Source organism: Alistipes muris (assembly GCF_943193205.1).
GTDB lineage: Bacteria > Bacteroidota > Bacteroidia > Bacteroidales > Rikenellaceae > Alistipes > Alistipes muris.
The window spans coordinates 68,297-84,867 of record NZ_CALPDD010000006.1; the positions used below are offsets into that span (position 1 = coordinate 68,297).

Consider the following 16,571-nt stretch of genomic DNA (forward strand, 5'->3'; position numbering starts at 1 on the left):
ATTTAATACAGACCCTCGGGAATGAAACGTTCGGGCCGTCCTGCCATGAGCAGGACGGCCCGATGCGAGAGTGGGAGAGCGGAGGGTTACGGTAACATTTCCTGGGTCGGAATGATGCTCTTGCGAACCAGCGGTCCGTAGTTGCCTTCGGCATCCACCGCTATGGCGTAGAACGTGCGTTCATTGCCTATCTTGCAATAGCCTTCGGCGGTCAGTGCGTCTTTGGTCACAGAGATGCCGGAGCCCGGAGAGGTGAGGGCCGTGATGATTTCCGTGTCGGTCAGAGGTTCGCCGCTGAATGCGTTGCAGGCTGCGCCGTCGATGCTGTTGAAATGGGTGACGTACCAGTGCGCCGCCTTATCGTTGACCTGGACTTTGGCTTCGAGCAGTACGTAGTTGACTGCATTGGGGTCGGGGTCGGGTCCCGTCACTTCGATGCTCAGGATTTCGATTTCGGCTTGGCCGCTCACGTTGTAGTCGCCCGTCGAGAAGGGTACGATTTTGGGCGCGGGCGTGGTGATGCCTCCCGCATAGCCGAATGCGAAGAAGATGTATTCGGTGTCGGCCAGCAGGGCGTTGGTGCGGTCGATGAGCTGCGTTCCTTCGAGCAGTGTCACGTTGCCGTTGGCCACTACGTATTCCATGAACCGCGTGTCGTCGCCCTCGAACTTGTCGTATTCCGCCTTGCGGATGCAGCCCGCCATGTAGGTCTTGTCCGGGTAGGAGGGGGTGACCTGGATTTTCACTCCGTTGATCGCCGTCTCCACAATGTCGACATCGAAAGTCATGTCGGTGATTTCGACCGGTGCCGTGTGGGCGATTTTATGGGCGACTTCCGTCGTGCGTTCGCCCAGGGCGCTTACACCGAAAGCCAGCACCGCATAGTCCGTGTCGGCTTGCAGGTCGCTCAGCTCCAGGTCTTTGAATGTGTGGAGGGTGCAGGGGCCCGTGCGCAGGGCGTCGTGGGCGCCCCAGTTGATTTCGTAGCTCTCGGCCCGTTGGATGAACTGCGAGGCGATTTCTTCGGGCGTGGATTCCTGGAGTGCGGCTCCGTCGATGAAGCCCAGGTAGTAGCGCGTGTTGTCGTTGTCGGGCGTTATCGAAATCTTGAATTCCACTTGTTTCACGTCGGTGAATTCGATTTCAAACTTGCAGGGGTCGACAACCTGGAACGCCGGGGTGGTGAACGTGTAGGTCTCCACGCCGGTGGTGGCTTTGCGTTCGGGGCTCACGCCGAAAGCATAGAGGGTGTATTCGGTCTGGGGTTTGAGTACGTTGATGCGGCGCGTGTCGGCGATGCGCGAAAGGATGTCGGTGAACGTGCCGTTCGGGTCGACATAGGCCTTGTAGTCGGGCAGTTGGTTTTCGACGAGGTCTTGCAGTTCGGCGGCAATCAGTTCTTCGGACGATTTGTAGTGGGCCTTGAAGTCGGCGCTCGACATGAGGTTCCACGTGAAATAGGCTCCTTCGTCCGGTGCCTTGTATTGGATGCGGAACGTCACGCCCGAGGAGGTCAGGTCGGCGGTCGAGACGCTGAAATGTTTTTCGTCGGTGCCGAATGCCGCCTGCGTCACGGTAAGCGATGCGCTGTTGGCACTTGCTTTGGAGAGCGTCACGTTGGTCGTGCGTTCGGCTCCTTCGTTGGGGTCGGCCGTGAAGGTCACGATGCCTTCTTGCGAACAGTCGAAGTCGTGCAGCCAGGCGTCATCGGCAGAGGCGGCAACAATTCCCCCCCCCTCCGCAGCGGGTACGATGCGATAGGCGATTTGCAGCGTGCCGCCCGCCGCAGGGGCGGCAATCGGCTGCGTGGTGATTTCGATGGCCGCAGCGGCCGGATTGTCGGTGGCGTCGTCCTTGCAGGAGACGGCTCCCGCAAGCAGTCCGATGCAGAGGCTCAGAAAGGGGAGGTAACGGTTTTTCATAGGTAAAAAGGTTTGAGTAAGATAAGAAAGCTGTCGGGACAAAGTTAGTAAAAAGCGTGTACGATATTCCCATTTCGTAAAATTTTTTAATAGTTGTAACAATCTGATTTATAATGCAGTAAATCTGCTTTCGATTAGTCGTTTCGGGCAATATTTTCGGTGTTAAACCGTAAGCGGTTCGGGCCATAAAAGGGGTATTCAATAGTTTTATTCGTCAGAAAATACGTTCTGAAAAGTTGCTTTTCTGAGAAATTCGGACACAATCCGGGTTGTTTCGGCCAAAAAAACACCTCTGCCGAACGGTTTTTCGGCAGAGGTGGAATCAAAAACAGCGTTGTCTGAAAGCCCCCGTTTCTGCAGGGCTTTCCCTACGCTCCGGCGGTTATTCTTCGTCGGTGTCGGTGTAGGCTTTGAGCAGTTTGTCCTGCACGTCGGCGGGGACCTGTTCGTAGCTGGCGAATTTCATCGTGTAGGTCGCCGAGCCCGAGGTCAGCGACGAAAGGGTGGTCGAGTAGCGGTAGAGTTCGGCCAAGGGTACCGCGGCGTTCAGGCGGTCGAATCCCTTGTCCGATTCCATGCCCATGATCATCGCACGGCGGTTTTGCAGGTCGCTCATCACGGCGCCCATGTATTCGCTCGGCACCAGCACCTCTACATTATATATCGGTTCCATGATTTTGGGCCCGGCGTTGCGGAACGCTTCCTTGAACGCGTTGCGGGCCGCCAGCTTGAACGAGATCTCGTTCGAGTCCACCGGGTGCATCTTGCCGTCGTAGATTACGACACGGATGTCGCGGGCGTAGGAGCCCGTCAGCGGGCCTTCGTCCATCTTCTCCATGATTCCTTTCAGGATCGCAGGCATGAAGCGTGCGTCGATGGCGCCGCCCACGATGGCCGAGTAGAATTGCAGTTTGCCGCCCCACGGCAGGTCGTATTCCTCCTTGGTCTTCACGTTCACCACCATGTCGCCCTTGCCCGGCACCTTGTAGTTCTTCGGTTCGGGCATCCCTTCGTAGTAGGGTTCGATAATCATGTGCACTTCGCCGAACTGGCCCGCGCCGCCCGACTGCTTTTTGTGGCGGTAGTCGGCCTGCGCCACCTTCGTGATGGTTTCGCGGTAGGGAATCTTCGGCGCGATGTATTCGTAGTCGAGCTTGTTCTCGGCGAGGATGCGCGAGCGCAGGATGTTCAGGTGGTGTTCGCCCTGGCCCTGGATGATGGTCTGCTTGAGTTCCTTGCTGTAGTCCACCAGGATGGTCGGGTCCTCGAACTTGGCGTCGTTCAGAATCTTGCCCAGCTTCTCCTCGTCGCTCTGTTCCTTGCATTTGAGCGCGGCGCGGTAGCGGGGTTCGGGGAATACGATGGGTTCCACCGCAGCCGGAGCGCCCGGCGCGGCCAGCGTGTCGTTGGTGCGCGTGCCTTTGAGCTTCACCGTGCAGCCGATGTCGCCCGCCGAGAGTTCCGTCACCTTGATGCGGTTCTTGCCTGCTACGGCAAAGAGCTGCGAGAGTTTTTCCTTGTTGCCCGTGCGGGAGTTCACCAGTTCGGTGCCCTCGGTGATGCGGCCGCGGACGACACGGAAGTAGGTGATTTCGCCGATGTGCTGTTCGATCTGGCTCTTGAAGACGAACGCCACGGTCGGTGCGTCGGCGTCGGCCGTGAGTTCTTCGCCCTCGGCCGAGAGGAACGCGGGGGCTTTCAGCGGGCCGGGCGCCACGTTGATGATGAATTCCATCAGTCGCTTGGTGCCGATGTCGCGCTTGCCGCTCGTGCAGAAGACGGGCATTACTTCGCGGCGCGACACGCCGATTTTCAGTCCCTGCCGGATGTCGTCCTGCGTCAGGGTCCCCTTGTCGAAGTAGAGTTCCATCAGCGCCTCGTCGTGTTCGGCGGCCATTTCGACCAGTTCCTTGTTGAGCGCCAGGGCCTTTTCCATCTCCTCGGCCGGGATGTCGAGTTCTTCGCGGTGGCCGTCGGTGTCCTTGAAGCGGTACATCTTCATCATCAGCACGTCGATGAACGAGTCGAAGCCGGGACCTTGGTTCACCGGATATTGCACGATGACGGGTTTCACGCGCGATGCCGCCTTGATCGACTCGAACGCCGCCTCGAAGTTGGCTTTGTCGTGGTCGAGCTGGTTGATGACGCCGATGACGGGTTTCTTGAGAATCCGGGCGTAGCGCGCCTGGATTTCGCTGCCCACTTCCCAGCCGTTGACGGCGCTGTACAGGAACACGCCTACGTCGCCTACCTTGAACGCCGAGAAGAGGTTGCCGCAGAAGTCGTCCGAGCCCGGGCAGTCGATGATGTTGAGCTTGCGCTCCATGAATTCCGTGAAAAGAATCGTCGAGTAGATCGAGCGCTTGTATTCGTGTTCGATGTCCGTGTTGTCCGAGAGGGTGTTGTTGGTTTCGACGCTGCCCCGGCGGTCGATGACTTTGCCTTCGTAGGCCATCGCTTCGGCCAGGGTGGTCTTGCCCGTGCCCGGGGCGCCGATCAGAACGATGTTCTTGATCTCTTTGGCTGCATAGTTTTTCATGTCAGGTATCGGTTTTAAGGTTTTCGGTTGGCAGGCAAAAGGTTTGCCGACTATAAATGTACAAATTTTTCGGCATAAACCAAAAAAAATCGCTCCTTTGCGAAGCGATTTTCAGGGTGGCGTGGCCGGTATGGGCGTCAGCGTCCGGCGGTCCGGACGGTCAGCGATTTCCAGCCGGGCGGCAGGAGGGTTTCGCGGCGTGCAAGGCCCTCGGGTGTGATCTCCAGTCCGCCGAATCCGAACAGCACGGTTTGCAGCATGCCGCCTGCTCCCGTCATGAAGCAGGGGTTGTCGCTCGTCGCCGTCTCGGCGAAGACCCCGAACGGCGGCCGCAGGTTCGGCCGATAGCAGCGGCGGAACATCTCCAGCGCTTTGTCCATCATGCCAAGCCGCGCGTATTGGACGGCGAATACCGAGTGGCTCATCGCCGGGCCGTTCGCCGGGTCGATTTTCGGTTCGTAGTAGCGCAGGTCGCGCAGCAGCGCCCGGCGGTCGGTGACGATGCCCAGCGGCCAGCCCAGCAGATTGGCGTCGGCCTGTTTGATTTGCTCGCCGTCGTAGTCGGCGTGTTCGCGCGTCGTCCCGTCGGGGAATCGCAGGATGCGCAGCCCCGCGGCCACTTCCGCCCACGCAGGGTCGGGCCGTTCGCCGCATGCCTCGGCCGCTTTGACCGCCGCTTCCAGCGCCCGGCGGGCCGCTCCGTTGGTAAAGGCGTTGTCCGTCACGCCGATGGCATATTCGTCGGCTCCCACTACGTTGCGGACCGAGTAGCTGCCGTCGGCGTTCTTCGTCGCGCGGTCGGCCCAGAATGCGGCGCATTCGCGCAGCAGGGGCCAGCCCTGCCGTTGCAGCCATTCGCGGTCCTGCGTGACGCAGTAATACTGCCAGGCCGCAATCGCCACGTCGGCCGTGATGTGGTGTTCCAGCGGTCCCGTCAGCGCGAAAGTCGGGGTCGATTCTTCGCCCCGGTCGTCGCTCTCCCACGGGAACATCGCGCCGCGGTATCCGTGGGCATAGGCCCGGCGGCGGGCCGCTTCGATGCGGTCGGTGCGGTAGTCGAGCATTTGCCGCGCCAGCTCGGGGTGCAGCACTAAGAGCGGCGGGAAAATCCAGGTTTCGGCGTCCCAGAAGATGTGGCCGCCGTAGCCCGCCGACGTCAGCCCCATCGGGGCGATGCTGCGGCGCGAGCCCTCGCGGACCGAGCCATAGAGGTTGAACAGCGCGAAGCGCACGGCGCGCTGGGCTTCGTCGTCGCCCTCTATGACGATGTCGCTTTGCCACAGCGCGTCCCATGCCCGTTCGTGGGCGGCAGCCAGTTCGTCGGCACCCTCCCGCGCGGCGTAGATCGCCTGCCGTTCCGATTCGTTCCACGGGTCGGCGAAGCCCTGCGTCGTGCAGACGATGCCCACCAGCGCGAACGAGGCCTTTTCTCCTCGCCGCAGGTCGGCTTCGAGCCGGTCGGCTTCCGGCTGGCTGAAGCCCTCGCCGCAAAGGAATACGGAGGTGGCCACCGTGCGGTCGGCGCCGTGATTGTAGCTCCCCTCCGTGCGCTGTACCTTGCGGCCCCCGTCCTCGCACCACACCGTGCGGTTTTCGCGCAGCGTGTCGGCGTAGAAGCCGGGAATCCGGTGGCGGTTGGTAATACGGACTTCCGTGTCGCGGAGCGCTTCGACCTCCGCTTCGGCCATGACGGCATAGGGCAGGCTGCGCAGGGCGCGGATGCGGTATTCGATGCGCACTTCGGGGGTGGTCAGCCGGGTCGTGTGGACGGCCCGGCGCAGGTCGATTTCCTGCTCCCATTCCAGCACGGGGCCTGCGGGCTCCATCGTGAGCCCCAGCGGACAGATGCCCTCAAGGATGCGGCTCACACCCTCGCGGCCGCCCCGTTCGCAGGCTCCGCCGCACAGCAGCGGCCCGACCCCGAACGGTTCGCGCCCGACCACCAGCCCCAGTTCGCCGTTGGCCATCGTCGCCGGAGCGTAGCGGGCCGTGTCGCGGGCACGGAGGGTCCACCCGTCGTCCTGCGCCGCGGCGCAAAACGGCAGGAGCCACAGAAGCAGGGTGCTAAAACGTTTTATATTATTCATTCTCAGGAATGAACGTTACGGCCTGTCCGCCGCGGGCGGCCATCGCTATTTCGAGCGTGTCGGCCGAGGTGACGGTGCGCCGTTCGATGCGGTAGTTCTCGGGATTCCGGGCCGAATCGGGCGCGTCGGCATAGATGGTCGCCGTGTAGGTTACCCCGTCTTCGAGGAACGAGAGCGGCTGTGCGAGCGTCCGGGCCTTGCCGTTGGTGCCCGCGCCGAGGAACCAGCGGTCGCCTGCGCGGCGTGCTAAAACGATATAATCGCCTATCTCGCCCTGCAAGGCCACCGAGCGGTCGCAGTCAGCGTCGAAGTCGCGGAAAAACCGGAAAGCCGGGTGTCCCTCGTAATTCTCGATGAAGTCGGCGGCCATTTGCAGCGGCGAATAGATGATGACCCAGTTGGCGATCTGCCGGGCCAGCGTGGTCTTGATGCAGCAGTGGGCGTTGGGGCCGTTCCACTCGATGCGCCCTTTGTCGGCCTTGGCCGTGGAGTAGTCGATGTCGAAGATGCCGGGGGTGTAGTCCATCGGACCCGCGAGCAGCCGCACGAAAGGCAGCGTCGAGAGGTACTCGGCCGAGTTGCCCTCGCTCCAGGCGTTCCACTCCATGCCGCGGGCCCCCTCGCGGGTCATCATGTTGGGCCACGTGCGGCGGATGCCCGTCTCCTTGATGGGCTCGTGGACGTCGAGCATGATGCCGTAGCGGGCCGCCGTCTCGACGACGCGCTGGTAGTGCTGCACGCCGTACTGCGAGTGGTGGAGGTAGCCGCCCTTGAAGCCGCCGGCATAACCCGTCTTGAGCGTATGCACGCCCAGTTCGGCATAGCGGGCGAAAGCGCGCTCCATCTGCTCCTCGAATTCGGGGATGTTGCCGCCCGTTTCGGCGTGCATCCACAGCTCGACCCCTTTTTCGCGGGCGTAGGCGGCGATGCGTTCTATGTCGAAATCGGCGTAGGGCTCGACATAGTCGAAGTGCTGGTTGCCGCCCCAGTTCTCCCAACCCTGGTTCCACCCCTCGAAAAGGACGCCCTGGATGTTGTTGGCCGCGGCGAAGTCGATGTGCCGCAGGGCGTTTTCGGTGGTGGCGCCGTGGCGCGGGCCCATGGTCCACACCTGCGTGCCGAGGTGCATGCCCCACCAGACGCCGACATACTTCTGCGGCTTGATCCACGAGGTGTCGGCTATCTTGGAGGGCTCGTTGAGGTTGAGAATCAGCGACGAGTTGATGAGGTCCACAGGCTTGTCGCCCAGCTGGACGGTGCGCCACGGAGTGGTGAAGCGTCCGGGGATGTAGGCCTTGACGCCGTTGGGCAGCGGTGCGAGGTCGGCTTTGAGCACTCCCTCGGCATCGCGCCGCAGCACCATCTCGGGATAATCGTAGAGCGCCGCTTCGTGGACCGAGCCGTAGGCGACCTTGCCGCTGCGGAACGTGAAAGGCGTGTTGGCGTCGCGGACCCCGGCGACAGGCTGCTCGCGGTACTGGAGCTCGTAGGTCTCGAAATTGCCGGGGATGGACCACGACATGGCCGTCTCCTCGTCGGCGAAGCGGAATTCGGTGAGCTCGTCCGTCACGGTGAGCGAATCGGGTGCGTTGAGTTCGTAGCGGAACGCCACGCCGTCGTCGTAGGCCCGGAACCGCAGGCAGAGTTCGGTGCGGTCGTCGGAGTTGTGCAGCTCGACGGTCATTTCGTTGTAGCGGTCGCGGTGGGTCTTGTTCTCGCCCCACGGCTGGCTCCACTCCCGGTCGCCGGAGGTGTGGTGCACGACCCCGAAGCGGAAGCCGGAGAAATCGCGTTCCTGCGCGGCGATGCCGAGGGCCGAGGGGCGGATGAGGGTGTCGCCGTCGCGCAGAACGGCGTAGGTCATCGTCGCGGCGTCGAACGCCACGCTGTTGCGCCCGTCGGGCGAGAGGAGGGTCGTGGAGGGGGTGCAGGCGCCCAGCAGGGCGGCCATGCTTCCCAAGGCAAAAAGTCGTTTCATCATTCGTTGGGTCGGTCGGTCATGTCGAAGAGGACGGTGGCGCCCTCCTTGAGCTGGGAATAATCGAGGAACGGTGCCGCTGCGGGCCGGCGGTCGACGGTCATGCGGCGGACATAGCGGTTGGCGGGCGAGTTGTTAGGTGCTTCGATGCGGATCGTCTTGCCGTTTTCGGGGCGGATGACCGCCTTGCGGAAGAGCGGCGAGCCGACGGCGTATTCATCCGCTCCGGGGCACACGGGATAGAACCCGAGCGCCGAGAAGACGTACCACGCCGAAGTCTGGCCGTTGTCTTCGTCGCCGCAGTAGCCGTCGGGCTTGGCGCTGTAGAGACGGTCCATCACCTCGCGCGTCCACCACTGCGCCTTGGCGGGCTGCCCGGCGTAGTCGTAGAGGTAGATCATGTGCTGCGCGGGCTGGTTGCCGTGGGCGTAGTTGCCCATGTTGGCCACCTGCATCTCGGTGATTTCGTGGATGCGGACGCCGTAGTAGCTGTCGTCGTAGATGGGCGGCACGACGAAGACCGAATCGAGCATTTTGCCGAATTCTTCCTTGCCGCCCATCGCGTCGGCCAGCCCCTCCACATCGTGGAAGACCGACCAGGTGTAGTGCCATGCGTTGCCTTCGGTGAAGGCGTCGCCCCACTTGTAGGGGCTGAACGGACGCTGGAAATCGCCGCTGCGGTTGCGGCCGCGCATGAGCTTGGTTTCGGCGTCGAAAACGTTGCGCCAGTTGTGCGACGCCTTTTCGAGCATGGCGGCGTCCTCGCCGTGTCCGAGCTGCCTGGCCACCTGCGCGATGCACCAGTCGTCGTAGGCGTATTCGAGCGTGCGGGCCACGTTTTCGTGGATGCCCGCGTTGTAGGGCACGTAGCCCAACGTGTTGTAATATTCATGACCGAGCCGGCCCGTGGAGCTGACCTCGGGGTGTACTTTCGTGCGGCCCGAAAGCATCGCTTCGTAGAGGGTGGCGATGTCTTCTTGGGGCGTGATGCCCTTGAGGATGGCATCCGAGACGACCGAAGCCGAATTGTTGCCCACCATGCAGCCGCGGTGGCCCGGCGAAGCCCATTCGGGCAGGAAGCCGCTTTCGCGGTAGGTGTTCGCAAGGCCCGCCTGCATCTTGGCGTTTTCGGCCGGATAGACGAGGTTCAGAAGCGGGAAAAGGCAGCGGAACGTGTCCCAGAACCCCGTGTCGGTGTACATGTAGCCGGGGAGCACCTGGCCGTTGTAGGGGCTGTAATGGATGGGACTGCCCTCGGCGTCGATTTCGTAGAACTTGCGGGGGAACAAGGTCGAGCGGTAGAGACACGAGTAGAACGTGCGGTACTGCTCCTCGGAGCCGCCCGAGACCTCGATGCGGCCCAGCACTTCGTCCCAACGCTCTTGTGCTTTGGCCTTGACGGTCTCGAAATCGGCGTCGCCGACCTCCGATTCGAGGTTGCGCAGCGCCTGTTCGGGCGAGATGAACGACGAAGCGACGCGCGCGGTCACCTGCTCGCCGCGCCGGGTGGCGAAGTAAACCGCCGCGAGGGCGTGGTCGCCCTTGGCCTCGGAACCTTTGAGCTCCTTTTTGCCGTTGAAGACGCGGAAAGCGCCGAATGGCTTGTCGAACCGTACCACGAAGTAATTGCGGAAATTATCGGGCACGCCGCCGCTGTTGCGGGTGGTGTAGCCCACGACGGTGCGGCCGTCGGGCATCACCTCGATGTGCGATCCGCGGTCGAACGCGTCGATGACGATGCCGGACTCCTCGCTTTCGGGGAACGTGAAACGCATGGCGGCGGCCCGGTCGGTCGGCGCGATTTCGGCCACGACGTCGTGGTCGGCGAGGTAGACCTTATAGTAATAGGGGCGGGCCTCCTCCGACTGGTGCGAGAACCAGCTGCGGCGCGAAGTCTCGCCGACCTTGTCGCGGCCGCGCACGGGCATCAGCGAAAACTGCCCGTAGTCGTTGATCCACGGCGAGGGCTGGTGGGTCTGCTTGAAACCGCAGATGATGTGGGCGCCGTAGGTATAGGTCCAGCCGTCGCCCATGGTGCCGGTCTGGGGAGTCCAGAAGTTCATGCCCCACGGGAGGGCTACGGCGGGGTAGGTGTTGCCCGTGGAGAGCGAATAGTCGGACTGCGAACCCACGAGCGTGGAGACGTACTCCGAGGGGCGGAGCGCCGGTTCGGGAGCCAGCCGGGCGTAGCAGCTGCAACAGAGGGCCGCAAGGGCGAGAAGCGTTATTTTTTTCATGGTTTTCAGTTTTTTGTTTTCGGGCAAGCAGCCCGCACGGCTCTTCGAGCCGCAATGACTATATTATCGAATTCAGCAAATCGAGTTTCCCGTCGTTGACCAGCTTGAGTATCAGCTCGCCGAACAGGGTGTTCTGCCAGGCGAACCAAGGCCGTGTGAAGTTCGCCGCGTCGTGGCGCGAGAACGATTCGTGCATGAAACCCGTTCCGGCGTCGGTGGTCATAAGTTGTATGATGCAGTCGCGGATCTCGGCGTCGTCGGCCGAGGTGAAGGCCCGCATCATGATGCTCATGGGCCAGATCATTTCGACCCCGATGTGCGGACCGCCGATTCCCTCGCCTGCGGGACCCTGCCAAAAATAAGGATTTTCGCGGCTCCAGACAAACCGGCGGGTGTTTTCGTAAATCGGGTCGGTGCGCTCCGTGTCGCCCAGGTAGGGCATGGCCAGCAGCGAGGGCACGTTGGCGTCGTCCATGAGCTGCACGCCGCCGAAGCCGTCGACCTCGAACGCGTAGATTTTGCCGAACTCGGGATGCTCCACGACGGCATGCCGCTGCAAGGCGGCGGCCACCTCGTCGGCCAGGGCGGTGCACTCGCCGGCCAGCGCAGGCTCGTTATTGACCGTCCGCAGGATTTCGGCCGCCTTGCGCAATGACGTGACGGCCATGAAATTCGACGGGACGAGGAAGCCGAAAGTCGTGGCGTCGTCCGAGGGGCGGAACGCGCTGGCGATCAATCCTACGGGCTTCACCGGATTGCCGCGCCCCACGTGGCAGCGGGTGTCGAGCTGGCGGTCGGTGACGCGCAGGAAGATGTAATCGCCGGGCCCCTCCTTCATCTGCTGCTCCTTGAGGGTGGCGAGGACGGCCTGCATCGCTTCGACCCACTCGGCGCCGAAGACGGAGGTGTCGCCCGTGGTTTTCCAGTAATGGTGGGCCAGCCGGATGGGGTAGCAATGCGAATCTATCTCCCATTTGCGCTCGAAAACCCACGGCGACTGCTCGTTGCCGGGGTAGCCGACGTCCTCGCCGCGGCCCGTCGGGCCGTCGTTGAACGCATTGGCGTAGGGGTCGATGGCGATGAGCTTGAACTGGCGGCGGATAAGCCCGGCAATCATTTTCTGCAAGGCCGGGTCGCTGCCGCACAGCTGCACGTAGGGCCACACCTGCGCTCCCGAATCGCGGAGCCACATGGCCGGGATGTCGCCCGTATAGACGTAGGTGTCGGGCGTGCCGTTTTTGTCTTCGCGGTAGTGCACCGTGGTGTCGAGCGTGTTGGGGAAGCAGTTGGCGAACATCCAGCGCAGACGCTCGTTGGTCAGCAGGGCGCAGACGCGCTCGATTTCGGCCTCCACCGCTTCCGACTTGAAAAGCCGCTTTGCGGGTGCGGGCCGCTGGTCGGCGTAGGCCTCGGGCTCGTCGGCGCAATACCACACCTTGGGCTCGGAACCCATCTCGAACCGCAGCTCGCCGCCCTCGATGACGTCGGCATGGGCGATATAAGGCTTGGTGTAGGGACGGCCGTTGAACCAGACGCGCCGGATGTACTTGTTTTCGGCCGAATTGTTCTCGGCGACGATGGTGAAGGTGCCGCCCGGAACGTCGATCTCGGCCTTGTCGAACAAGGGCGAACCGAACCAGTAGCGGCCGCCTGCGGGCTCGGCCTCGTAGATGCCCAGCGCCGAGAGAATGTACCAGGCCGACATCTGGCCGACGTCCTCGTTGCCCGAAAGACCGTCGGGCTCGGCGTGGTAGAGCGTTGTGAGCACCTCGCGCACCTTGTCGGCCGTTTTCCACGGCTGCCCGAGCATGGTGTAGAGGTAGAGCGTGGCGTGCGAAGGCTCGTTGCCGTGGGCGTACTGGCCGATCATGCCCGAAATGTCGGGCGAAGTCTCGGCCCCCTCGACGATGGAGGAGACGGTGAAGAGCGAATCGAGCTTTTCGAGCATGCGCCCGCGGCTGCCGAAACAGCCTTGCAGACCCTCGACGTCGTGCGGCGCGAGCCACGCATACTGCCAGGCGTTGCCCTCGCAGTAGTCGTCGGCGCGGTGAGTCGAAGCGAACGGGTTGAACGGCGTGCGCCAGCGGCCGCGGCTGTCGCGGCCCCGCATGAACCCGGTCGAGGGGTCGAAATAATGGCGGTAGGAGTGGCTGCGGTCGGTGAAATAACGAGCGTCGGCGCTCTTGCCCAAGGCTTCGGCAGCCCGGGCGGCAGCGCCGTCGGCCACGGCGTACTCCATGTCGTAGGCGACCGCCTCGTTGAAGAGGTTGCAGGGGATGTAACCGTACTTCATGCGCAGCCCGTTGCCGCGGTCGGGGTTCATGGCGGTTTTTTTGATTGCGTCGAAAGCCCGTTCGCGGTCGATGCCGGGCAGGTCCTTGACGATGGCGTCGGCCACGACGACGATGCCGGGATTGCCGACCATGCAATCGGTCTCGTTACCCCACAGATGCCATACGGGCAGACGCCCCTGTTCGTCGGCGATGGCGAGCATCGTCCGCACGATGTCGGTCATGCGCCCGGATTGTGTGAGGGTCAGCAGGGGCATCTTGGCGCGGTAGGTGTCCCACAGCGAGAAAATCGTGTAGGTCGTATACCCCGGGTCGGCGTGCACGGCGCCGTCGGCTCCGCGATAATCGCCGTTGGTGTCGCAGAAAGCGGCCGGAGCCGTCATGGTGTGGTAAAGGGCTGTGTAGAAAATCTTGCGGGCCGTGGTGTCGGCGGTCTCGATTCGGATTTTCTTGAGCTCGTCGTTCCATTGCTCGGCCGCCTGCTTCGCGGTCTCGTCGAAGCCCCAGCCGGGAAGCTCGGCGACGAGGTTTTCACGGGCTCCCTCGACGCTCACGGGCGACAGGGCGACCTTGACCAGCACCTGCTCGCCCTCGTCGGTGCGGAACGATGCGCGGGCATAGTGCTCGCCGACCTGCTCGAACGTGAACGGCTTGGAGAACTCGGCCATGAAGTAGACTTTCTGGTCCTTGGCCCACCCGGAGGAGTGGCGCCAGCCCGTGAGGGTGCGGTCGCTCTCGGCCTCGATATGGGTCTGGGTGGCCTTGTCCCAGCAACCGCCGTTTTCGAGGTCGAAGACGATGGCGGCGGCATCGGAGGCGGGGAACGTGTAGCGGTGGAAACCCACGCGGGAAGTGGCTGTGAGCTCTGCTAAAACGTTATAACGCGTCAGCGGGACGGAGTAATAGCCCGGGCGGACGACCTCGCGCGAACGGTCGGCGTAGGACCACATGCCCGACGCGGGGTCCTCCTCCATGCCGCGGGCGTAGCAGGTTTCGAGGCCCGTGACGGGCATGACGGTGATGTCGAACAAATCGCCGATGCCGGTGCCGGAGAGGTGGGTGTGCGAGAACCCAATGACGGTCGAATCGCTCTGGTGGTAACCCGAAGTCCAGTCCCACTCCTGCGGGATGCTGGTGGGGCCCAACTGCACCATGCCGAACGGAACGTTGGCCCCGACGAAGACGTGGCCGTGGCCGCCCGTGCCGATATGGGGGTCGACGAAGCGGGTGAAGTCGTCGCCGGACGGCGGGGCCTGGCGGGTGCAGGCCGCCGAAAGCAAGGCGGCGCAAAGGAAGAGAAGGTGTTGGGATTTCATAGCTTTATTTTACGGTTATTTCGTCGATGAAGAACCAGCAGGGGCATCCCACGCCGTAATGCCACGGCGGACAGACGTTGGTGCCCTCCACTTCGATGCGGATGTAACGGGCGCGCACGGGGCCGTCGGCCGCCACGGTCACGGGGACGAACTTGACGGGGACGTCGCGGTCCTCGGCCAGTTCGGTCCGGCCGAGCGGCCGCCAGGCGCGTTTGTCGTCCGAGACGGCGCAGGTCATGGCGCGGGGCAGCAGAATCCATGCGCCGAGCTGGTGGAGGAAATCGGCGGTGACGGCCGAGAACTCCTGCCCGCTTCCGAGGTCGAGGATGAAGGCGCCGTCCTGTCCCTCCCATCCGGTCCAGCCGTCGGCGAACGAAGCACCGCCGAAAAGACCGTCGGTGAGGGTTTCCTCGCCCAAGGCACGGTATTTCCCGGCGGGCGGGACGATCCATTCGATGTGCGCGCCGAAGGCCTTGCTGCGGTCGGCAGATAAATAACGTTGGCGGTAGAGCTTGCAGTATTCCTGCGGCGAATTGTTGCGCTCGTTGAGGGTTTCGACGCCGAAATCGGTGACGTAACGCTCGAAAGTCCCGAGCTTGCGGAGAACGGCCGCGGTATCTCTGTCGCGCTCGGTGCGGAGGATTTCCAACTCGGAATAGAGCAGCGGCAGCCGTGCCAACCGCACGCGGCGCAGCAAGGCCGAATCGGCGGCGACGGCAGCTTCGGCCCGGTCGAAAAGCTCGTTGTAGCGCTGCCGGCAGGCGGCGTTGAACATGCCGTCTTTGTGCGAAACGGGCGAATCGTAAATCCAAAGCGGGATGCCCGAACCGAAGAGGGCTTCTTCGAGGTGCTTTTCGTATTGATAGAGACAGGGTGCGGCGGCGCCGTAATACCCGTTCATGAAACGCTGCATGAGCGAATCGGCGTCCTGCGCGGGGTCCCACATGAGCTTGGCGACGACGTAGGAACGCAGCTCGGAGAAGTCGCCGCCGTAGGAACCGCCGATTTGCGAGAAGTGCATCCGGGCGCCGTGACGCCGGAAAAGGCGGATGTTGGGGGCGAGCACGGGGAAGTTGGGGAACGGCTCGACCATGTTGTCGAAGTTGATGCCGTAGTCCCAGATGAAAAGGTTGTCGGTCAGCGCGGACCAACCCTCCAGCGCGGCGACGAACTCGCGGCCCGTGGCGGTTTCGGCGAGGGGCGCTTCGCGGTGGCTGCCGATGCTGCACAACATGATGTTGACGTTCGAGAGGGGCCGCGCATGGCGGGGCGGCTGCATGGTGAAAAGGTAGGCCAGCGTGGAAAACCGCTTGTCGGGGAAACGCTCGGCCAACTTGTTCAGAAACCGGATGTAATTGCCCGAGGGAGCCCCCTCCTCGATGTTGACCCGCTCGCACGCTTCGCAGCGGCAGTAGGTGCGGTCGCTGTCGTTCTGACTGACGGAAATCATGTTCCGGCCGGGGTTGGCGCGGAAAATCGAATCGATGCGGGCGGCGACGGTCTCGAACAGCGCGGGATTCGACAGACACCACTGGCTGGCGCGGCCGGGCCGCCGCTCGCCGTGGATGAACGAATAGTATTCGGGGTGCTCGGCACCGTAGCGTTCGGCGGGCAGGAGACGGTCGAAAGTGTGGACCCACAGATTGCCCGCGAAGATGTCGGAGGGCTCTTCGAGCCGCAGGAAAAAGCGGTAGACCGAATCCTGCGCCATGCCGTAAGCCTGGCTCTGACGATAGCGGAACGCGGGATTGTCGGCCGTGTCGAGCCGGGGCAGAACGATGTCGGGGCGCCGGTCGAGGGTGTAGACGCTGGCGGCGAAGTAGTCCATGCCCAAATAGCGCTCCAAGAGCGAGACGACGCCGTAGACGGAACCGCTGCCGCCGCCGCTCGAAATGCGCAGCGTGCCGTCGGACCCGGTCCGCAGGCGGAAGCCGTCGTCGGAAAGACCCAGCGTGTCGGAAGCGCCTAACAGGATGTCGCCCTTGCGGATTTTCACGCCTTGCACGATGGGCAGCTCCGCGCCGGATGCTTCGCGGACGAACCGCTGCAACAGCAGGGCGGCGGTCCGGTCGGTGCTGTTTCCGGCAGCGACGACGATGCGGGCGGCGGGCTTGCCGCGGCGGGTGAGCACGGTCTGTCCGTCCGCTTCGGCGCAAAGCCCGGCGAAGAGCAACAGCAGGAGGGTTCGGAACAAGCGCATG

At 63.1% G+C, this 16,571-nt stretch carries 7 protein-coding genes; all 7 read right to left on the minus strand.

Annotated elements, in window-relative coordinates:
• Nucleotides 1–86: 86 nt before the first annotated feature.
• Complete coding sequence (locus NFR47_RS04780; protein WP_251214444.1) at nucleotides 87–1,922, minus strand: BACON domain-containing protein; 1,836 nt, start codon at nucleotides 1,920–1,922, stop codon at nucleotides 87–89.
• A 382-nt stretch (nucleotides 1,923–2,304) separates the two neighbouring features.
• Nucleotides 2,305–4,461 carry an elongation factor G gene (locus tag NFR47_RS04785; RefSeq protein WP_251214445.1) on the minus strand — a complete coding sequence of 719 codons (2,157 nt, stop codon included), beginning with the start codon at nucleotides 4,459–4,461 and terminating at the stop codon, nucleotides 2,305–2,307.
• Between the two features lie 137 nt (nucleotides 4,462–4,598).
• Nucleotides 4,599–6,548, minus strand: coding sequence for a glycoside hydrolase family 65 protein (locus NFR47_RS04790; RefSeq protein WP_251214446.1), 1,950 nt, complete (start codon nucleotides 6,546–6,548; stop codon nucleotides 4,599–4,601).
• Nucleotides 6,541–8,526: a glycoside hydrolase family 97 protein gene (locus NFR47_RS04795; RefSeq protein WP_251214447.1), complete on the minus strand. Its 1,986-nt coding sequence runs from the start codon at nucleotides 8,524–8,526 to the stop codon at nucleotides 6,541–6,543. Before NFR47_RS04795 ends, NFR47_RS04790 begins: the two co-directional genes overlap by 8 nt.
• Nucleotides 8,526–10,763 (minus strand): GH92 family glycosyl hydrolase, encoded by a 2,238-nt coding sequence (locus NFR47_RS04800; protein WP_251214448.1) that lies wholly within the window; start codon nucleotides 10,761–10,763, stop codon nucleotides 8,526–8,528. The genes NFR47_RS04795 and NFR47_RS04800 overlap by 1 nt, the downstream gene beginning before the upstream one ends.
• Nucleotides 10,764–10,821: 58 nt before the next feature.
• On the minus strand, nucleotides 10,822–14,370 hold the full coding sequence (locus NFR47_RS04805) for a GH92 family glycosyl hydrolase (protein ID WP_251214449.1): 3,549 nt from the start codon (nucleotides 14,368–14,370) through the stop codon (nucleotides 10,822–10,824).
• A gap of 4 nt (nucleotides 14,371–14,374) precedes the next feature.
• Complete coding sequence (locus tag NFR47_RS04810; RefSeq protein ID WP_251214450.1) at nucleotides 14,375–16,570, minus strand: DUF4838 domain-containing protein; 2,196 nt, start codon at nucleotides 16,568–16,570, stop codon at nucleotides 14,375–14,377.
• Nucleotide 16,571 lies beyond the last annotated feature (1 nt).